Origin of the sequence: Helicobacter sp. CLO-3 (assembly GCF_001854545.1) — a bacterium.
Lineage (GTDB): Bacteria > Campylobacterota > Campylobacteria > Campylobacterales > Helicobacteraceae > Helicobacter_B.
The window spans coordinates 1-19,376 of sequence record NZ_MLQN01000033.1 but is presented as its reverse complement, the minus strand read 5'-3'; the positions used below and the strand labels follow the sequence as shown (position 1 = coordinate 19,376).

Sequence of the window (19,376 nt, the reverse complement as noted above, 5' to 3'; positions counted from 1 at the left end):
CCACCCGCACCCCCACCCCACCCACCCCACACATAAAGAGCAGACGGCAGCGCCAAAGGTGTATAAGAGACAGCCACAATAGCGTTGATATAAAAAAATATTGGAATCTATATACAGGTGGTTTAGTAGCCAATCATATTGAAAAGATTGGTGGCGGGATTGATTTTTGTATTATTGATACGGTTCATTCTGCTCCTGGCGAGGCATTAGACTTTCTTATGGTGTTGCCGTATTTAAGTGATAATGCTGTGATTTTGCTGCATGATTTGACATATCATATTGCCTCATGTAAAAATCATAATATTTGCGCTCTGCTATTTCTTACTTTAAAAGGTCAAAAGACTATTCCGGCACCTTATATGCTTAAGTCTGGGTTTTTGACATACAAGCCCGGATTCCAAAATATTGGCTCGTGCGCATTAGGCAAAACTGATGATTGTCAAATGGAGCTATATTTTAGGCTGCTTAATATTCCTTGGATTTATATGCCAAATCAAGAGGATATAGATGTATTTTTGCAATTTGTAGCTAAGCATTATGAGCCAAAATTTGCCACTATGGCAAAAGAGATAATTGATCTCCAAAAAAGATGGTTTAAAGAGGATGAAATCGCAAGGCGCTATCCAATTAGGATTAAACACAAAATGCACTCATTGCTTAGGCGAGTAAAAAATTTGATAAGCTAAAAAGGCGTTTAGAAAGTTTATTATTGGTATGAATCTTGCACCTGTTTTTTATTGCTGATTTGCTTTTAAGATTCTGCCAAATTTAGATTCTGAATTATATTAAATTTCGAAAATATTTAGAAATTAGCTTGCGGCCAAGCCAAGTCTAGTGATTTAGCCACAACCAAAATATGCTTCCGCCCAAAACCTCTCAATCTTTCTTCACATCAAAGTAGAATCTATGCTCATCGCTTCCTACGCGCACGATGAGCTCTAGTGTGCCATCGTGTTTTATGCCCTTTTTGGCTACAGCGACAAACCCGCCGCGCGCGGCACTTGTGCTAAGGCTAGATTCTCGCAGATAGTTTATCAAAAGCACCTTTAGCGCGCCGCGCTTCTCTTGCGCGAAGGCAATGCTGCTAGGACTCTCGACAAAAAATGGGCTATACATCGGCGCGCTATACATAAATCCCGGATATGCTGCGTAATAAAGCGGCGAGATATTGTAGAAATTTTGCGTGTTGATGCTAGGTGTGGGGGTTGGGATATTGAAATCCTGCAAAATATCGATGAAATCATACTCCGAGCGCAGCAGCTGCTCGTAAGTAAAAACGCGCAAAAACGCACCATCAAATTTAGCACTCACATCGCGCGCGCTAAACAAAATGCCGCTGGTATCTGGCGCTGGCGTGATATTTGCCTCATCGCCGCTTTGTGCGAGACTTTTGGAAGCTTGATTTTGTGCGCCTAGCTGGTTTGGAGCGAGGCTTTTGGAAGCTTGATTTTGCGAGTCTAGTGGGCTTGGCGCGCCTGTGCCTGTCATTTGCGCGCTGATATAAAACACAATCGTGCTAGATGATAGCATCTTTTGCGCGAGCTCGACTTGGACTTTGGAGTGTGGGAGGCTAGAGTGCAGAATCTGCACGCCGCGCGAGTAGGACACTTCGCCCTTTGGTGCTATGTAAAACTTAGCACACGCGCCAAACAAAAGCGCAAAAATAGGCAAAAACGCCAAAGGCGCTAGAGCAGAAAAAATGCCAGTAGTTTTGGCACCAAGCGCGCTGATGGCTATATTTGCATGTGTAGATTCTGGCGTTTTGCGCGCGGATTTACCAGCGCTTTTGTCGCTATCACGCATATCACGCATATCACGCATTTTGCCTGCCAAGCCAAATAAGCCGCATGTCCCAAATGCCCTAAATATCGCCTCTAATCTCATCGCCACTCCTTAATAATCAATAACAAATCCGCTAATATGTGCGCGTTAAACTAGCTATAAAGCACCAAATATATAGCGAAAAAGTAAATAAAAATCAAAATCTTGACATTCTCTCGCATTTTTGGCGAGCATTTTGCGCTGCTATATTTTTACGCCCATGACTTTGTCTCTATATTTTTGCCTATATATTAATGTATAGATTCTGCCTTTTTGCAAACGCGAACTCAAGCTACAACTAAGCCAATTTTTGCTAGAATCATAGCTTTTATTGACTAAATGAGAAAGGTTTTTTATGAAAAGGACATACCAACCACACAACACCCCACGCAAGCGCACACATGGCTTCCGCGCAAGAATGAAAACAAAAAATGGTCGCCGAGTCATCAACGCACGCCGCGCAAAAGGACGCAAACAGCTATCCATATAAGGCTGCCGCATGGACACACTAAAGAGCAAAAAAGAGTTTGACTTCGTGTATAAAAATGGCTTTAACCGCCATAATAGCGCCTTTGCGCTGTATATATACAAAGAAGGCGCGTCGCAAAAAAATAGCGCAAATAAAAGTGCGCTAGATTCTGGCTCTGATACGCGCCGCGCGCTAAACTCTTCGCCAAATCCCGCGCCAAGTCTTTATGGCTTAAGTGTGTCAAAAAAAGTCGGCAATGCCATCACGCGCAATCTCATAAAAAGGCGCGCACGCGTGCTGATAAGAGAATCTAGTCGCATAGCACTTGGCTTTCGCATCGTGTTTGTCGCAAAAGAGGGCATTGTGAAGCTTAGCTTTGCCGAGTTTAAGGACGCGTATGAGGAGATGCTAGGCTTTATACTTGGCAAACTTGGCAAAAACCAGCCGGGCAAAACTGCTAGCAAACCGCGCAGATTTGGTAATAGCTCTACTGCTAATCCTGCTAGTCGCGCCAATAAGTTTGCTAACTCCGCTACTAGTAATCCCGCTGCTAATACTTGCGGTAAAATGTCGCATAATAGGGCGCAAAACAGCAAGTCGCAGCATAAGTCGCAATTAAAAAATATCGCGCAGAATCTAGCTAAAAATTTATCTAAAAATTCGCTCCAAGATTCTGTGCGACATTGCGCGCTGGCTTTGAAAAACTTTGTGCTTTTGGGTTCCACACTTTTGAGTCCTGCACTTTTGAGTTTCGCACTTTTAGATTCTGCATTTTTGGTAGATTCTAAGCGTGCGAAGATGTGTTTGGCAAATATGCGTTTGGCATTAGCGCGAGTGAGAGTAAAGGCGTGAGGGTAAAAATGTTTGCAAAAATATTTGATAGTAAAACAGCGCACGCTAAAACAGCACTCGCTAGCACGCAAATGTTTGCTACAAAAGCATTTTGTATAAAAGCATTTAGCACAAAAACATTTGGCACAAAATCTCTTGCCAAAAAATCATTTGCCAAAAAAGCATATGGCAGTATTTTTCTGCGCGCAACATTTGGATTCTACAAGCTTTTTATATCACCGCTTTTGGGGGGCAATTGCAGATTTTACCCGACTTGCTCGCATTATGCGTATCTCATGGCGCGCTATGAGAATCCATTTTATGCAAGTTTTTATATACTTTATCGCATCGCGCGCTGCCAGCCATTCGCCAAAGGCGGGATAGAATACCCAATCATTCACACAAGCCTCTTGCGCCTGCGCGCGCGCTTTGGCACTCCAAATATGGGGCGCGGCAATGGATTTAAAAGCGAGTTTGTGCTGTGGCTGATACCACTTGCTAGGATTTCTTTTAGCTTATTTGGTGCAGATTCTCGTATCATGCGTTTTGCGCTTATCCCGGCTTTGGCAGGGCAAAATCTAGCCCAAGCGCGCCAAAACCAAATGCCCCAACACCAAGCACATCAAAACCAAACACATCAAAACCAAGCATGCGCCACCGCGCCAAACACACAAACACCAAAATCATAGGAGAAATCAATGAAAAAAGATGATACCAATTCCCGCGTTTTGCTAGCTATCGTAGTTTCATTTATTTTTATCATTGTGTATAGCTATTTTGTCCAAGACCCAGAAAAAGCCGCGCAAAAAAGAGCGCAAGCCGCCGCCAAACAAAGCGAGCAAATCGTGCAAGGCAGCAGCCAAACACCAGAATCCATAGAATCCGCGCCAAACTTCAGCGCATCAAATAGTGCCAGCGCCACTGCAAACAGTGCAGCAGCTGCCAATCCATTTCAAGCAAACGCGGCAAACACGAGAAAAATCATTTCGCGCATTAGTTCCGATAGCGTGGAGGTAGAGATCGATGAGCTAGGGCGCATCGCGCAAGTCTATCTCAAAGACAAAAAATTCACAGCACCCAAGCAAGAGGGGATTTTCACGCATATTGGGCGGCTTTTTGGCATAGGTGGCACAAAAGACAAAACCGCGATAGAAAAGCTGCCACTCCTCTCGCCAAATGCTATCACTTTCCCGCTAGAGATGCGCCTAGCCGATCCAAAGCTCAACGCCCTAGCAGAATCCACGCCCTACAAAGCCTCCAGCGCGCAAATCTCGCTAGCACATGACAAAAACGCAGAAGAGACGCTAACACTCACGCAAGCCATGCCAAACCTCACAATCACCAAAAAAATCAGATTCTACTACGATGATGATGGGCTAAAATACGCTATCAATATTTCGCTTTCAAACCCGCAAGCCTACGCGCTTTCAAGCGGCGTGCGCCCGATAGCTGATGATGATGGATATGCGTTTCATGGCGTGGTGTTGAAGCGTGATGGGCTAAATGGGACGATTGAAAAAATCGAGGATAAAGATGCCAAAGCAGAAGGCATGGATTTCAAAGAAGTGCCTTTTATCGCGGCTTCGGACAGGTATTTTACCACCTTGCTATTCACGCGCGATGTGCGCGGTATGCAGACGCAAGTCGTGGGCGATATGAAAAACAATCCCATACCTTATATCATGCTAGATTCTGATATCGAGCTAGAGGGCTATGTGGGTCCCAAAAACTACCGCTTGCTAAAAGAAATTTACCCGCCGCTTACGGATGTGGTGGAGTATGGGCTTATCACATTTTTTGCAAAGCCGGTATTTTTGCTGCTTGATTATTTGTATATGCTGCTTGGGAATTGGGGCTGGGCTATCATTGGGCTTACTATTATCGTGCGTATCATACTTTTTCCGCTAAGCTACAAGGGTATCATGAGTATGCAAAAGCTAAAAGATCTGACGCCAAAAATGAAAGAGCTGCAAGAGCAATACAAAGGCGATCCGCAAAAACTGCAAATGCATATGATGCAGCTTTACAAAAAGCATGGCGCAAATCCGCTTGGCGGGTGCTTGCCGCTGTTGCTGCAGATTCCGGTGTTTTTCGCGATTTATCGCGTGCTTTATAATGCGGTGGAGCTTAAAAGCTCGGAGTGGATTTTTTGGATTCACGACCTTTCGGTGATGGATCCATATCTCGTGCTTCCGATACTTATGGGTGCGAGTATGTATATCCAGCAAGCGCTCACGCCTACGACGCTAGATCCCATGCAGGCAAAAATCTTTAAACTTCTGCCGGTGATTTTTACGATATTTTTGATCACATTCCCGGCGGGGCTGGTGCTTTATTGGACGATAAATAATATTTTTGCTATCCTTATGCAGCTGATGATAAACAAAATCATAGACAAAAAGCGCGCAGAGGAAGTTGCAGCACACCACAAACACGAAACCAAGAAAAATTAAGGAGTCAATATGAAAAAAATAAGCGCAGATACGCTGCAAGAGGCATTGAGCCAAGCGGCTTTGGAGTTTGGCTGCTCGGTGACAGAGCTTAGCTATGAAGTCGTGCAATACGAGTCAAAAGGCTTCTTAGGCATCGGCAAAAAGCCTGCTATTATCGTGGTAGATTGCAATCGCGCTAGGGGCAGGGGATTTGCTAATGACAGGGGCTATAACAATGGCGCGGGTCATGGCGCAGATTCTGGCGCAAATGCGGGTGCTGGCGCTGGTGGTGCTGGTGTCGGTGCTAATGCTAATGAAAGCTTTGTAGGCGATGATGCTAGCGCGCAGGATTCTAGTAGATATGCCAAATCAAACTACACAAGCCACACAAATAACGCTAGCTACGCAAACCACGCGCCAAAACCACAAAGCAACTATGGCGCGCAAAACGCCTATAACGCGCCACGAGAATCTAGAGAAGCGAGAGAAAATCGAGAATCTAGTAGCTTTGGATTCTCAAGAGATTCTGGTATGAGTCGAGAATCTAATCCAAGCCGAGAGTTTGGTGCAAATCGGGAGTTTGACACAAATAGAGAATTTGACACAAATCGAGAATCTAGCGAAGCCAAAGCGCAAGATAGCGAGTTTTTCGACGCTTCAGACTTCATCCAAGAAGCACACAACGATCGCTTTTTGACAAAAGAAGAGATCATCCAAGAAATCAGCGAGCAGATAGAAGAGCTGCTAAGCTTCATGCCATACAAGCTAAACCGCGTGCAGATAAGCTTCTATGACCCACAGACACTTTATATTTACCTCGATGGCAATGATTCTGCGCTCCTCATCGGCGAGCGCGGGTATCGATACAAGGCGCTTTCATACCTGCTATTTAACTGGATACAGCCCACCTATGGCTACAATATCCGCCTAGAAATCGCGCAATTTTTGAAAAACCAAGAAGACGCGATAGATTCTTATCTTGTTGGTATTATCAATGAAGTGCGCCGCGAGGGCAAAGCGCAGACAAAGCCGCTCGATGGGATTCTAGCCTTTATCGCGCTCAAAAAACTGCGCTCGCAATTCCCGGATAAATACATCTCTTTCCGCGAAAGCGGGCAAAATGAGCGATATATCATCATCAATGATTTTTATCGCTAGAATCCATGCCAGAATCTAGTGGCTAGAGAGCGATGCGACAAACAGCGCCAAATGCGCTAGATACGACAAATATGCCAAAAGAGACAAGCGCACCAAGCGCACAAAATATGTCAGACGCGCCAAATATGACAAACGCGCCCAGCGCATTAGACACACCAAACACACAAACTGCGCCAAATACACAAGCACTAGACACAATAGTCGCGATCGCCACGCCAAGCGGTATCGGCGGTATCGCTATTGTGCGCCTAAGCGGCAAAGACGCGCTTTCTATCGCGCTTCGCATCACGCGCGCCGCCCAGCTCACCCCTCGCTACGCCACGCTTTGCTCGCTTTTTGACACCACTTCAGCGCTTATCGATGAGGCTATCGTGATTTATTTCCAAGCGCCTAGAAGCTACACTTGCGAGGATGTCGTGGAGTTTCAATGCCATGGCGGCGCAATCATCGCGCAAAAAATCATCGCTACTTGCCTAGTGCTGGGTGCGCGCAAGGCAAATGCTGGCGAATTCACCAAGCGCGCGGTGCTAAATGGGCGCATCGACATCGCCCAAGCAAACGCCATCTCACAGATGATAACCACCAATGACGCCAACTTCCAAAGCGCGCTCATATCGCAGCTAAAAGGCGAGCTGGGCGCGTTTGTGGCGAGCGTGCGCGAGATATTGCTAAGCGCGCTGGCACATGCAGAAGTGATGATAGACTACGCGCAGGAGGACATCCCAGAGGACATCATCGGGCGCATAGGCAGCAAGCTAGACGATTTGCGTGCGCGGCTGGATCGCATTTATAGCTTTTCGCGCGCGCGTGTGGATTCTGGGCTGAAGCTTTGCCTCATCGGCAAGCCAAATGTCGGCAAATCATCGCTGCTAAACACGCTGCTGCTCTATGAGCGCGCCATCACTTCGCCAATCGCTGGCACGACGCGCGATAGGATCGAGGAGGACATTTACATCGATGGGAATCTGGTGCGCCTCATCGACACTGCCGGGATACGCGAGGGCGCGGATATGCTAGAATCTCAAGGCATAGAGAAAACCAAAGAAGCATTGCAGGAGTGCGCTATCGCGCTTGGCGTGTTTGATAGCTCGAGGCGCGCGGATGATGAGGATAAAAAGGTGCTAGATTTGCTCGCGCAAGAGTGGAGCGCGCGCGCGCAAAATCCGCAAAAAAGAAAGCTAGAAATACTCCTCGTGCTAAACAAAACCGATATGCCACAAATCTTTGATGAGCGCGCGTTTGAAGGAATTTTGGCTCAAATCGTGGATTCTGATGCGCGAGAATCTAAGTTGCGAGAATCTAAAAGCTTAGATTCTGATGCGCCAGAATCTAAAAGCGCGGAATCCAATATATTACAATCCAGCGCGCCAGAATCTGAAAATATAGAATCCAAAAATATAAAATCCAAAAAACTAGAATCTAAGGGCGCAGATTCTGCCACGCACTCGCCCATACTTCGCATAAGCACGCTGGATAAAGAAAAAAGCGCGAGCCTGCTTCATAGCGCGCTTAGCGAGCGCATGAGCGCTATAAACGCGCGCGGTGGCGAGGTGATTTTGAGCGCTACATACCAGCTAGAATCCGTGCGCGCCACGAGCGAGCACATCGCAAAAGCTAGCGCGCGCTTGGAGAGTGCCGAGATTGAGCTTTTTGCCTATCACATCAAAGACGCGCTAGAATCCATCGCGCAAATCACGCATCCATATCATAGCGAAGAGGTGCTAGATGCGATGTTTGGCGAGTTTTGCTTGGGGAAATGATTAGATTCTGGCGCGCTAGAATCTAGTTTGGCTGGCAAACTTGACAGGCTGGCAAACTAATAATATGGGGCAAAATCCAGCATTGTTTTGCTAAAATAGCGCGATTGGCTAGGCGTCATTGCGCGGCGCGCGCAAGCAATCCAAAAATATTAGAGATTCTAGTCGCGCGATGCAAACCCAAAAACCCAAACCCAAACCTCATAATTAAAGGAGCAAAAATGTTTGATATGAAGCAGCTTGGCAGTATGCTTGGCGATATGCAAAAAAACCTGCAAGAGATTCAAGAAAAGTCTAAAAACACGATTTTGACCGCCAAAAGTGGCGGCGGGCTTGTTAGTGTCAGCATCAATGGCGCTGGCGAGGTGGTGGATATAAATATCGATGATTCGCTGCTTGAGGACAAGGAGTCGCTGCAGATTCTGCTGATTTCTGCGCTAAATGACGCGTATAAAAATGTCGAGGAAAACAAAAAATCCCTAGCGCTAAGCAGCCTTGGTGATTTAGGCGGGCTTGGCAATCTCGGCGGACTCGGCGGGCTAAATCCATTCCAAAAATAGTATAGATTTTGCAAATAGCATGGATTCTGCAAATTGGATAGATTTTGCAAATAGCATGGATTTTGTAAATCGCCAGCCACAACGTACGCGCAAAATCTAAATGCCAAGCATGCGCTTTTGGCGATATTTGGATTTTGTATAGCTTAGAAAGTCGCAAACCAAAAGGCTAGAAATTTACAAAATTTAGAAACGCCAGATTATGCAAAATCTATATAGAATCCCAAAAAACCAAGAGCAAAACTTAGCCAAAATATTCTCAAATCTTTAATATTTTACTTTTTGTGGATTTTGCGCTACAATGCGCGCGTCTCTTGAAAGTGCTTTTGCACCAGGCGTTGGTCTTGAGCCATTTTGGCAATACAGATTGTGTGGAGTGGGGTGCCGACTCCGCCAAGAGGCGTTTATCGCTACAAAATTTAGCTCTATCTTTTCTCCGCCAAAACTTAATAGAATCCAAAAAAATCCAAGAGCAAAGCTTAGTCAAAAATATTCTAAAATCCAAAAATTTCTTTATTTTTGCGTGGCTTTTTGATAGAATTCTCAAGCTATCCTTTGAAAGTGCATTTGCACCAGCGGGAGTGCCCCTGTCATATTGCGCTTGTCGCATTTATGAAGCGTGCGGGAGTGTAGAGGTCGCCCTCTCTACCAAAGGATAGCCGCTATTTGACTTACGCTTATTCTTTTGATTCTGCTTTGATAAAATGCTTCAGCAAATAAAATAAATCAAAATCCAAAAATTTAAAATCTAGATTCTGCATTAGTTTTGCTTAGCTTGTGGTTATTGCGGCATTTGCGCGGCGGTGTTTTGGTATGTTTCAAAAAAGTGCGGGGCTAGGATGGTGGTGAAATATTGCGCGCCTTTTTTGGTGTGCGCGATTTTTAGCGTGTGTAGATTCCAAAGATGTGGCGTATCCCAAGTGAGCGGCGCAGAATCCACATCAGAAGCGGCGGCATCGGTGGCAGAAATAGCAGCAGCGGCATGAGAAGCATAATCGGGCGCGCTAGATTCTGGTAGCGCGAGAATTTGCCTATACCGCCTATATAGCGACGCGTTTTCTAGCGCATTTAGCAGCCATTCGCGCACATATTTCCACGACACCTCCTTATCCACAAAGCTTTCACCCAAACTCTGCGCGCCATTTAGATTCCCATTTTCGAGATAAAAATCTATCGTCCCATTTACAAATAGCGCGCCTAGCATGGTGAGTGCTTCTTGCGCGTAGTTTAGGGCTTTGTAGCTTGGCTCTTTGGCGCTTCTGTATGTGTGATTTGTGCGATTTGCGCCCGCGTGGTGTGCGCTAGGTTTTGGCATAGGCAGCCATAGTGCGCTTATAGGCACGCTCATATCATAATTATTTGGCGCAGATTCTGGCGATTGCGCGGTGTTTGGCGCTAGATTCTCGCTTGCGATGCTTGACATTATCGCGTATTCGATAAATAACAAAATCTCTAGCTCGCTATCCTCGCCGACAATGCTTATAAAAAGCTCTAGCGCGTCATTTGGCGTGAAAATCTCATGTTTTGGCGCGCTGGATAGCGGTTTGCCAAATCGCCCTTGAAGTGCTCGTGCGCTCGTGCGCGCTTCATTTTTATTGCGCGTTTGATTCTCATTGTGCGCTTCATTTTCGCTGCGCGCCTCATCCCCTTGCCAAAAATTTTCACTCAAAAACTCATGGCTCCACGCATCCGCCAAATGCGACAAATACGCATTCCACACGCTCGCCCCAATACTTCCGCCAAAGCCAAACACCCGCCCGCCAAGCTTATATATCACTTTTTGCGCGCTTACTCCTAGCTTTTTGTCGATAAAGTGACGCATAGATTCTAGCGCGTGGGGCGCTATCTCAAGCGAGAGATTCATCACGCTTAGCGGGAATCCGCCTAGCTTTGTCGCATCTTTTTGCGTGGTTAGAATCGAGCTTGGCTGATAATGCGCCAAAAGCGCTTCAATCTCTTCGCGCGCAAAAGTGTGATGATCGCTAAAAATTGCCTTGCCGATGAGTTTGTAGGGCTTTTTGCGCGCGGATTCTGGACTGGATTTTGCGCTATTTTGCGCGCCAGAATCCAAACGAGAATCCACGCCAGAATCCAAACTAGATTCTGCCCCAGATTCCAAAGCAGAATCCAAACCAGACTCCGCGCCATCTTCCACAAACGCGCGCAAAAACTCATCCAAACGGCTAGGATTGGCAATAGCTGTGATTAGCAGCATTTTTGGCGTGGGATTCTCGATATCTACGCGCCGCACAAAATCTACGCCATCTTTTAGCACCAGCGCATCGCTAGAATCCAAAAGCGCATCATAAATGCTTGGCGATTCGCGATAAATCCCGCTAGGCAGCATACGCGCGAAAAATGGCTCTCTCTTTGGGCGCAGCAACACATCAAATTTGCTAAATCCAAACCGAAACGCATCATCTAGCAAAATGATTTGCGCGCCATGCTTTTTTGCCTCTTTTATCGCGCGCGCGCGGTTTTTGCAGACGATGACGCTTGCTTTTATATGCGCTAGGCTTAAAGCTATGAGATAGGGCTCATCGCCGCTTTGTGCGACATTTGCCTTGAGCTCGCCTTTGTAGCTCACCCACACAAGCCCCTTGCTCTGGCGCTTGTAGCCACGCGAGATGATGATGATGTGGCTATAATCAAAATTATCCAGATATTTGCCAAGCGCGATGATAAAAGGCGTCTTGCCACTGCCCCCAGCTATAAGGTTGCCGATAGAAATAATAGGCAAGCCAAAATCGCCACCAAATCGCCCAAAGCCTAAGCAACTAAAGCCTTGATATCTAAGCCTGCCAAGCGCGCGTTTGCAAGAAGCTATCGCGCCATATATCGCGCTTATAGGAAGCAGACAGGTGCTAAGCGCTTTTTGAGCGGCGTTTGGTGCGTAAAAATATCGATGCCAAAAATCCACACTTTGCCTCTAGAATCTAGTCTTTTTTGTCTTTTGGCACAAAGGCAAGCGGTGCTTCGCGTTTAAATAGATTTTGCTTCACGCGCGCGCAAACCATCTCTACAAGCGCTTTGTCAAACTTTTTAAAATGTTTTTTCTTGATTTTTTTATAGTTTTTTGTTTTGCGAAAATCGCCATATTTTTCACACATCGCCTCTAGCAATGGGTCGATTTGGCTGTATGAGAATCCAAGCTCTTTTTCATCGCTTTGCCCTTCATAAAGATCGGCTGTGGGGGGCTTTTTGATGATAGATTCTGGGATATTGAGCGCTTTTGCGAGTGCGAAAACTTCTGTCTTGCTAAGCGAGGCTATGGGGTTTATTGCGCAAGCCATATCGCCATAAATCGTGCCATAGCCAAGCATAAGTTCTGATTTGTTGCTAGTGCCTACGACGATGCCTTTTTGCGTGCTAGCGAAGTTGTAGAGTAGCGCCATGCGGATGCGCGCGCAAAAGTTGCCAATCTGAAGCGGCGTGGCACTTGGATTTTGTTCTTTAAACACCGCTTCATACGCAGAAATATCGACATGCTCTAGCTCCATTTTGAAATGCTTCACAAATCCTATCGCATCCTCTATCGAGCGCGCGCTGGTGGATGAAGTAGGCATACATACCAAAAGCACATCTTTACCCACTGCTTTTTGGCAAAGTGCCGCCACCACCGCAGAATCTACGCCGCCGCTAAGCCCGATGATAAGCTTTTGCGCGCCTTTCTTTTTGTATTGTTTGCGTAGAAACTCCACACTTTTATCGATGAAATGCTTTGTATTTAGGCTTTGCGCCTGTCTTTTTTTGGATTCTCCCATGGCTACTCCTTAGGTAAATTTGAAGTGGATTTTGCGCTAGATTTTACTACTTAAAGCGCATTATTTCAAGAAAATGCCAAAATAAATCGCGCCTTTTTTGCGCTTTTTTCGCCATGCGCTAAAAATCGCACTCAAATTTGGTATAATGCAGCGATTTTGCATTCTAAAGCCCGCAACACTTTGCGACAACTTTGCAACACTTTATGAAGGAAAAGCAATGAATGAAATAAAAGACAAACTAAAACACAGCTTCAACAACGACAAAAGCCGCTATATCACTGCTATTTTGCTGATAGCTGCTATCGTGGCGATTTTGGCGACAAATATTCCTATCGTGGTTTGGGCGGTGCTTGGCGTGGTGTTTGTGCTTGGCATCAAAGAAAGCTTCGCGCTCTATGATATCGAGGATAGCTTGTTTTCGTATGGTTTGGCGGTTGTGGTGTGGGTCATGGCGTTTTTTAGCGCGCGCCCGGTAGAATGCGGGCTTATCGCTTGCGTGGTGCTGGCTAGCTTTATGGCATACAAACAAACGCTAAATGCCAAAAGTATCATGCCTTTTATCTATCCTAGCATCCCATTTTTGGCGCTTTATAGCGTTTATGTGGATTTTGGTGTGTGGAAAATCGTTTGGCTTATACTTATCATTGCGGTGTGTGATATCGGCGCGTTTTTTGGCGGAAGGCTTTTTGGCAAAAATCCCTTCAGCCCCACAAGCCCAAATAAAACGCTGGAGGGCGTCATCATCGGTATCGCTAGCGCGGTGGCTATCGGAAGTATCGCTGGGGTTTTTATGGTAAATGTGAATTTTTTCTTAGCCATCGCACTTAGCTTTTTTGTCGCGGTGTGCGGGGTGTTTGGCGATTTGTTTGAAAGCTATTTGAAACGCAGAGCGGGCGTAAAAGACTCTGGCAAGATACTGCCCGGACATGGCGGAATCCTAGATCGCTTTGATGCGGTGCTTTTTGGCGCGGTGGGGATGCATTTTGTGCTTATGTTTTTTGATGAGCTTTCTTGCCTTAGCTGTATTTCAAAGCAGACGATAGAGTTTTTCCAATAGCGCAAATGTAGCGATAAAAGCGTAAAAGCAAGCAAGAAGCAAAAATGATTATTTTAGGAAGCACGGGTTCTATTGGTTGTGCGGCGCTAGAGATAGCCAAACGCTTTGGCAAAAAGGTAGAAGCACTAGCAGCAGGGCGCAATATCGCGCTTTTAAACAAGCAGATTCTAGAATCCGCACCCGCATTTGTCTGCATCGCGGATGAGGTAGATAGAGCGCAGCTAGAGCCAAGGGGCGCGAAAGTCTTTGTGGGGAGTGAGGGGATTTGTGAGCTACTAGAATCCGCACAAAGCAGCCTTGTGATAAATGCGATAGTGGGATTTGCCGGGCTAAAGCCAAGCCTGCATACCCAAAAGCTAGGCAAAACGCTAGCACTTGCCAATAAAGAATCGCTTGTCTCTGGCGGATGGCTGCTAGATACGAGCAAGATTTTGCCTATTGATAGCGAGCATTTTGGGCTGTGGTATTTGCAGAGTGCGCGAGTGGTGAAGCGGCTTATTATCACTGCTAGCGGCGGGGCTTTTCGCGATGCGCCACTAGAATCTATCGCGACACAGAGCAAATCTAGCGCGCTAAATCATCCCAACTGGAAAATGGGCGCAAAAATCACTATAGATTCTGCTAGCATGATGAATAAGATTTTTGAGATTCTGGAGGCGTTTTGGCTGTTTGGCTGCAAGGATGTCGAGGCGTTTATCGAGCGTAGCTCTAGCGTGCATGCGCTTATCGAGTTTGTCGATGGTAGCACGACGGCGCATTTTGCCCTGCCTGATATGCGCCTGCCAATCGCCTATGCTATCGATGCCAAAAAAGCAGCGCAAAGCAAAATCCTAGAATCTATGGATCTTTCACAGATCCTAAACCTCACTTTTGCGCCTATAGATTCTGCTAGATACCCGCTCTATACGCTAAAAGATAGGCTGCTAAGCGCGCCAAAACTAGGCGTCATAGTAAATGCTAGCAATGAAGTGGCGATAGCGCATTTTTTGGCAGATAGAATCTGCTTTGGCGCGATAAGTGAGGTGGTGTTTGATGCACTAGAGGCGTTTGCGGGCGAGATTGGCGAAAGTAGTGAAAATAGCGAGGCTAGCGCGGCGAAAAAATCTAGCGACACTAGCGAAACTAAAGGGGCTAACAAAACTAGCGCGCTAGGCGATTATGATTCTATAGCATCGCTGGATGCCAAAGTGCGCGCGTATTGTCAAGAAAAGATGCCTTTGTATGCGCGCGAGGTGTGAAAGCATGATGAAGCTAGCAAAAGTTAAAGATTTCTTTTACCAAAAATTACAAAATAAAGGTTACTTTAAGTAGTTTTATATCAAACTTGCACGCATTGTAAGAATCCAAATAGGCACTTTTATAAGCGACTTTTGCAAGTGTGCTTGCAAGCGCATTTGTAAAATCTTGCAAGTCGCGCAAAGTGTGGCATATTTGGCATTTTGCAAGCTTTTGGATCGCTGATAGGAGCTTCGCTCAAGTCAGGTATCGGACAATCCATCACTTACGACTATTAAGGAGAGAAAATGTCAAATATGGTCGCGCCAGATAAAACGCCTGTATGGGTCAATGAGGCACGCTGCAAGGCTTGCGATATTTGCGTATCGCGCTGTCCTGCGGGCGTGCTTGGTATGCGGCTTGATCACCACAAAGTGCTTGGCAAGGTGATTGAGGTTGTGCATCCAGAGAGTTGCATAGGTTGCTGTGAATGCGAGCTTCACTGCCCGGATTTTGCGATATATGTCGCAGATAGGAAGGAGTTTAAATTCAACAAACTCACACCAGAAGCACAAGAGAGAGCGCTAAAGGTGCGAGAAAATAAATTTATGATGCTAGATTCTGACATCAAAGCAAAAGGATGAGATAATGCGAGAAGTGATTTCTGGTGGCAATGAATTGGTGGCAAAAGCCGCGATAGAAGTGGGATGTAGATTCTATGGTGGATATCCGATAACGCCTTCTTCGGATATTATGCATGAGATGAGCGTGCTTTTGCCAAAGCATGGCGGTAAATTTATACAAATGGAAGATGAGATAGGCGGAATCTGCGCTTCTTTGGGCGCTGCGATGAGCGGGGTAAAATCCATGACAGGAAGCTCGGGGCCGGGAATCTCGCTAAAAGTAGAGCAAATAGGCTTAGGCTTTATGGCAGAGATCCCGCTAGTCATCGCTGATGTCATGCGCTCTGGTCCTTCTACTGGTATGCCTACGCGCGTGGCGCAGGGCGATATAAGCTTTTTGCGAAACCCAACGCATGGTGATTTCAAAGCAGTGGCTATAGCGCCGGGCAACCTTGAAGAATCTTACACGCAAACTGTGCGCGCGTTTAACCTAGCAGAAGAGCTGATGACGCCGGTATTTTTGCTGATGGATGAGACTATAGGGCATATGTATGGCAAGGCTTATATTCCAGATCTAGCCGATGTAGAAAAATCTATCGTCAATCGCAGAACCTTTAGCGGCGATCCAAAAGACTATAAACCCTATGAAGTCGCTGGCGATGAAGGCGCTATACTAAATCCATTTTTCAAAGGCTATCGATACCATGTCACCGGGCTTCATCATGGACCGCTAGGATTCCCTACAGAAGATGCGGTAGCGGGGCAAGCGCTCATTGATAGGCTGTTTAATAAGATAGAATCCAAAGAAGAGCGGATTTGTGAGTATGAAGAGCTTGACTTAGAAGGTGCAGATGTCGCGATAATCGCGTATGGCTCAACAGCGCTTGCAGTAAAAGAAGCGATGGCAGAGCTTAAGGCACAGGGCAAAAAAGTAGGATTATTCCGCCCGATAACTATCTGGCCAAGTCCCAAAAAGCGCCTAAAACAGCTTGGCGAAAAATACAAAAAAATCCTAGTCATCGAGCTAAACAAAGGGCAGTATGTCGAGGAAATCGAGCGGATTCTGGAGAGAAAAGTAGAGTTTATGGGGCAGGCAAATGGGCGAAGCATCGCTCCTAGCCAAATCATAGCAAAAGTGAAGGAGATGTAATATGGCTTTCAATTATGATGAATATTTGCGCGTGGATAAACTTCCTACGCTATGGTGCTGGGGCTGCGGCGATGGCGTGATACTAAAATCTATCATCCGCACGATAAATGCGCTCGGCTGGGATATGAATGATGTGTGCTTGGTGAGCGGTATCGGATGTAGCGGGCGCATGAGCTCTTATGTGAATTGCAACACGGTGCATACCACGCATGGGCGCGCACTCGCCTATGCCACAGGCATAAAGCTAGCAAACCCAGAAAAACATGTCATCGTAGTAAGCGGCGATGGCGATGCGCTAGCAATCGGCGGGAATCACACTATCCACGCAAGCCGCCGCAATATTGACTTGAACTATATTTTGGTAAATAACTTCATCTATGGACTTACCAACTCGCAAACCTCGCCCACCACGCCAAAAGGTATGTGGACGGTTACCGCACAATATGGCAATATCGAAAACAGCTTTGATCCTTGCAAGCTAGTGGATGCGGCGGGCGCGACATTTATCGCTAGAGAATCCGTGCTAGACCCCAAAAAGATAGAAAAAGTGCTGTATGAAGGCTTCAAGCATGATGGCTTTAGCTTTTTTGACATACATAGCAACTGCCACATAAACCTAGGGCGCAAAAACAAAATGGGCGAAGCGGTGCAAGTGCTAAAATGGATAGAATCTCGCACAATAAGCAAGCGCAAATATGATGAGCTAAGCGATGAGGAAAAAGTAGGCAAATTCCCCACTGGCGTGCTAAAAACCGATACCAGCAGGATGGAGTATTGCAAAGCTTATAATGAAGTGATAGCCAAAGCCCAAGCGGCTAAAGGAGGGCACTAATGGAAGCACAACTTCGATTTACTGGTGTTGGCGGGCAGGGGGTGCTGCTAGCAGGCGAGATCCTCGCAGAATCTAAAATCCGAGCCGGCGGATATGGAATCCAAGCATCCACCTACACCTCCCAAGTGCGCGGCGGACCCACGAAGGTGGATATTTTGCTGGATTCTAAAGAGATTTTGTATCCTTATGCGATTGAGGGAGAGGTGGATTTTATGCTTTCCACCGCGCAAGTGAGCTATGATCAGTTCAAAAGTGGCGTGAAAAGTGGCGGCATCATCGTCGTAGAGCCAAACCTAGTGACACCAAGTGAAGAGGATAGGAAAAAGTTCAAAATCTTTGAAATCCCAATCATCACCATCGCCAAAGAAGAGGTGGGAAATGTCGTCACGCAGTCTGTCGTAGCGCTCGCAGTCACCGTGACTTTTACCAAATGTGTGGATCGTGATTTGGTGTATGAGACGATGATCTCCAAAGTCCCTGCCAAAGTCGTCGAGCTAAACAAAAAGGCGTTTGAGCTAGGCGAAAAATACGCCAAACAAGCGCTAGACAAATAAGCGCCGGACAAACAAGCGCTAGGCAAAAAAGTGCTAGACAAATAAGCACTAGAAGGGCAAAGACTAAATAAAGCCTTAGCATAAAGCCAGCCGCCTCGCGCCCTCGCGTTTTGGGGCGTGGTGCGATAATGTGTGTCAAAATAGTAGCTTGTGAGTAGGTGTATCTAGCATGAATGCAATCAAAATAAATATGGATTTTGGTATAATATACTCCCTAATTTTGTCAAGCGCCAAAAATAATTTTTACTTTTGAAGGATATGTATGACACAATCCATGCTTAAGCCAATCGCGCTACTCAAAGATAAAAAATATACCAAAGAGTTTGAAAAAGCCATCACTTCCGCCACTTCAGATAATACGCTAAAGGCAATCAAAAAAGATACGCAAAGAATTTTGCAAATGCCATTTGAGCTAGACAATCTAAGCGACAAAGAATTTAAAAATATATGCAAAAAATAGTAAGTTTAAACTATTTGCTGCAAAATCAAAAAGAAGATGAAGTAGCAGGGATTTTGGAGGGTTTTATTTGCTCTAGAAATCTAGAATTGCAAAAATTTATTAATTTTAAAGCTATAAAATACGAAAAATCCTGCGCAACTCGCACTTTTCTTGTCTTCCTAAATTCAACTTTTCAGGGCTTCTTCTCTATAGCGCTTAATGTTTTTCAGACGCAAAATTTAAGCAGAAACCTAATAAAAAAATTAAGCCCTTTTCACCACCCTTCAGCCCAGTTCTTGCCATGCATTATTATAGGGCAGCTTGGAAAAAGCGATAAATCTATCATTAAAGGCGCGGATTTGCTTGATTATGCCATGTCAATCGCAATAAAAATAAATCAATATGCTGGCACAAAATTTGTGCTTATAGATTCTGTCAATAAAGAAAAAGTTATTAAATTTTATGAGCGGCATAATTTTAAGGCCTTGCCAACAGAGACTAAAGACAAATGCGTGCGAATGATACGATTTTTTTAGATTTGTTTTGGATGATTTTGAATATTATAGATAGTTTGGTTTTTCCTCAAAATTCTAAGCAAAAATAAAAAAATATGCTAAAATCCCAAGCTAAATCCAAAAAAGAGGTGAAAAATGCAGCAAGCACAAATACATGAGCTTTATGATGATGAGTTTTATAAAGGGCAGGCAAGCAGTTCTT

Annotated in this window: 19 protein-coding genes; 16 read left to right on the top strand and 3 right to left on the bottom strand. The window is 45.6% G+C overall.

What is annotated here, in order from left to right; genetic code table 11:
• On the top strand, positions 1-686 hold a 686-nt coding region (locus BKN38_RS11210), incomplete at its 5' end, for a class I SAM-dependent methyltransferase (RefSeq protein ID WP_176754203.1).
• Between the two features lie 190 nt (positions 687-876).
• Here BKN38_RS11210 and BKN38_RS08405 read toward each other — a convergent pair.
• The gene (locus tag BKN38_RS08405) at positions 877-1,884 is read right to left on the bottom strand and encodes a hypothetical protein (RefSeq protein ID WP_070957789.1); all 1,008 of its coding nucleotides are present in this window, start codon (positions 1,882-1,884) and stop codon (positions 877-879) included.
• Between the two features lie 292 nt (positions 1,885-2,176).
• On the opposite strand from BKN38_RS08405, the gene rpmH reads away from it, so the two are divergent.
• From rpmH to BKN38_RS08375, 7 genes are all read left to right on the top strand, one after another.
• A complete protein-coding gene (gene rpmH / locus BKN38_RS10415; protein WP_082942427.1) occupies positions 2,177-2,311 on the top strand; it encodes a 50S ribosomal protein L34 in 135 nt (44 codons plus the stop codon).
• A gap of 9 nt (positions 2,312-2,320) precedes the next feature.
• Entirely contained in the window at positions 2,321-3,142 is an 822-nt protein-coding gene (rnpA, locus tag BKN38_RS08400) for a ribonuclease P protein component (protein ID WP_066453852.1), read from the top strand.
• A complete protein-coding gene (yidD, locus tag BKN38_RS08395) occupies positions 3,091-3,810 on the top strand; it encodes a membrane protein insertion efficiency factor YidD (protein ID WP_256325578.1) in 720 nt (239 codons plus the stop codon). Before rnpA ends, yidD begins: the two co-directional genes overlap by 52 nt.
• 9 nt (positions 3,811-3,819) lie before the next feature.
• The gene (gene yidC / locus BKN38_RS08390) at positions 3,820-5,574 is read left to right on the top strand and encodes a membrane protein insertase YidC (RefSeq protein ID WP_066453845.1); all 1,755 of its coding nucleotides are present in this window, start codon (positions 3,820-3,822) and stop codon (positions 5,572-5,574) included.
• 9 nt (positions 5,575-5,583) lie between these two features.
• On the top strand, positions 5,584-6,711 hold the full coding sequence (locus BKN38_RS12055) for a Jag N-terminal domain-containing protein (protein ID WP_066453842.1): 1,128 nt from the start codon (positions 5,584-5,586) through the stop codon (positions 6,709-6,711).
• 32 nt (positions 6,712-6,743) lie between these two features.
• Positions 6,744-8,471: a tRNA uridine-5-carboxymethylaminomethyl(34) synthesis GTPase MnmE gene (mnmE, locus tag BKN38_RS08380; protein WP_070957787.1), complete on the top strand. Its 1,728-nt coding sequence runs from the start codon at positions 6,744-6,746 to the stop codon at positions 8,469-8,471.
• Between the two features lie 218 nt (positions 8,472-8,689).
• Positions 8,690-9,028, top strand: coding sequence for a YbaB/EbfC family nucleoid-associated protein (locus tag BKN38_RS08375; protein ID WP_066453839.1), 339 nt, complete (start codon positions 8,690-8,692; stop codon positions 9,026-9,028).
• A 778-nt stretch (positions 9,029-9,806) separates the two neighbouring features.
• Here BKN38_RS08375 and BKN38_RS08365 read toward each other — a convergent pair.
• The gene (locus BKN38_RS08365) at positions 9,807-11,945 is read right to left on the bottom strand and encodes a tetraacyldisaccharide 4'-kinase (protein ID WP_066453834.1); all 2,139 of its coding nucleotides are present in this window, start codon (positions 11,943-11,945) and stop codon (positions 9,807-9,809) included.
• A 16-nt stretch (positions 11,946-11,961) separates the two neighbouring features.
• Complete coding sequence (locus BKN38_RS08360) at positions 11,962-12,789, bottom strand: NAD+ synthase (protein WP_083329103.1); 828 nt, start codon at positions 12,787-12,789, stop codon at positions 11,962-11,964.
• Positions 12,790-13,006: 217 nt separating this feature from the next.
• On the opposite strand from BKN38_RS08360, the gene BKN38_RS08355 reads away from it, so the two are divergent.
• The 8 genes from BKN38_RS08355 (at position 13,007) to BKN38_RS08320 (ending at position 19,195) form a co-directional block, all read left to right on the top strand.
• Positions 13,007-13,846 (top strand): phosphatidate cytidylyltransferase, encoded by an 840-nt coding sequence (locus tag BKN38_RS08355; protein ID WP_066453832.1) that lies wholly within the window; start codon positions 13,007-13,009, stop codon positions 13,844-13,846.
• A gap of 44 nt (positions 13,847-13,890) precedes the next feature.
• Positions 13,891-15,084, top strand: a complete 1,194-nt coding sequence (dxr, locus tag BKN38_RS08350) for a 1-deoxy-D-xylulose-5-phosphate reductoisomerase (RefSeq protein WP_066453830.1) — start codon at positions 13,891-13,893, stop codon at positions 15,082-15,084.
• 285 nt (positions 15,085-15,369) lie between these two features.
• On the top strand, positions 15,370-15,705 hold the full coding sequence (locus BKN38_RS08345) for a 4Fe-4S binding protein (RefSeq protein ID WP_066453827.1): 336 nt from the start codon (positions 15,370-15,372) through the stop codon (positions 15,703-15,705).
• Between the two features lie 4 nt (positions 15,706-15,709).
• A complete protein-coding gene (locus tag BKN38_RS08340) occupies positions 15,710-16,834 on the top strand; it encodes a 2-oxoglutarate synthase subunit alpha (protein ID WP_066453825.1) in 1,125 nt (374 codons plus the stop codon).
• A 1-nt stretch (position 16,835) separates the two neighbouring features.
• On the top strand, positions 16,836-17,666 hold the full coding sequence (locus BKN38_RS08335) for a 2-oxoglutarate ferredoxin oxidoreductase subunit beta (protein ID WP_066453822.1): 831 nt from the start codon (positions 16,836-16,838) through the stop codon (positions 17,664-17,666).
• Complete coding sequence (locus tag BKN38_RS08330) at positions 17,666-18,220, top strand: 2-oxoacid:acceptor oxidoreductase family protein (protein WP_066453813.1); 555 nt, start codon at positions 17,666-17,668, stop codon at positions 18,218-18,220. The genes BKN38_RS08335 and BKN38_RS08330 overlap by 1 nt, the downstream gene beginning before the upstream one ends.
• 262 nt (positions 18,221-18,482) lie before the next feature.
• Positions 18,483-18,680, top strand: a complete 198-nt coding sequence (locus BKN38_RS08325) for a hypothetical protein (RefSeq protein ID WP_066453808.1) — start codon at positions 18,483-18,485, stop codon at positions 18,678-18,680.
• The gene (locus BKN38_RS08320) at positions 18,668-19,195 is read left to right on the top strand and encodes a hypothetical protein (protein ID WP_066453807.1); all 528 of its coding nucleotides are present in this window, start codon (positions 18,668-18,670) and stop codon (positions 19,193-19,195) included. Before BKN38_RS08325 ends, BKN38_RS08320 begins: the two co-directional genes overlap by 13 nt.
• Positions 19,196-19,376 lie beyond the last annotated feature (181 nt).

Bases quoted from the DNA above. Each gene is read 5' to 3' on its own strand.
- BKN38_RS08330 (WP_066453813.1), top strand. From the start codon at position 17,666: ATGGAAGCACAACTTCGATTTACTGGTGTTGGCGGGCAGGGGGTGCTG.
- BKN38_RS08345 (WP_066453827.1), top strand. From the start codon at position 15,370: ATGTCAAATATGGTCGCGCCAGATAAAACGCCTGTATGGGTCAATGAG.
- rnpA (WP_066453852.1), top strand. From the start codon at position 2,321: ATGGACACACTAAAGAGCAAAAAAGAGTTTGACTTCGTGTATAAAAAT.
- yidC (WP_066453845.1), top strand. From the start codon at position 3,820: ATGAAAAAAGATGATACCAATTCCCGCGTTTTGCTAGCTATCGTAGTT.
- dxr (WP_066453830.1), top strand. From the start codon at position 13,891: ATGATTATTTTAGGAAGCACGGGTTCTATTGGTTGTGCGGCGCTAGAG.
- BKN38_RS08320 (WP_066453807.1), top strand. From the start codon at position 18,668: ATGCAAAAAATAGTAAGTTTAAACTATTTGCTGCAAAATCAAAAAGAA.
- mnmE (WP_070957787.1), top strand. From the start codon at position 6,744: ATGCGACAAACAGCGCCAAATGCGCTAGATACGACAAATATGCCAAAA.
- BKN38_RS08405 (WP_070957789.1), bottom strand. From the start codon at position 1,884: ATGAGATTAGAGGCGATATTTAGGGCATTTGGGACATGCGGCTTATTT.
- BKN38_RS08360 (WP_083329103.1), bottom strand. From the start codon at position 12,789: ATGGGAGAATCCAAAAAAAGACAGGCGCAAAGCCTAAATACAAAGCAT.
- BKN38_RS08375 (WP_066453839.1), top strand. From the start codon at position 8,690: ATGTTTGATATGAAGCAGCTTGGCAGTATGCTTGGCGATATGCAAAAA.
- BKN38_RS08335 (WP_066453822.1), top strand. From the start codon at position 16,836: ATGGCTTTCAATTATGATGAATATTTGCGCGTGGATAAACTTCCTACG.
- BKN38_RS08340 (WP_066453825.1), top strand. From the start codon at position 15,710: ATGCGAGAAGTGATTTCTGGTGGCAATGAATTGGTGGCAAAAGCCGCG.
- BKN38_RS08355 (WP_066453832.1), top strand. From the start codon at position 13,007: ATGAATGAAATAAAAGACAAACTAAAACACAGCTTCAACAACGACAAA.
- rpmH (WP_082942427.1), top strand. From the start codon at position 2,177: ATGAAAAGGACATACCAACCACACAACACCCCACGCAAGCGCACACAT.
- BKN38_RS08325 (WP_066453808.1), top strand. From the start codon at position 18,483: ATGACACAATCCATGCTTAAGCCAATCGCGCTACTCAAAGATAAAAAA.
- BKN38_RS12055 (WP_066453842.1), top strand. From the start codon at position 5,584: ATGAAAAAAATAAGCGCAGATACGCTGCAAGAGGCATTGAGCCAAGCG.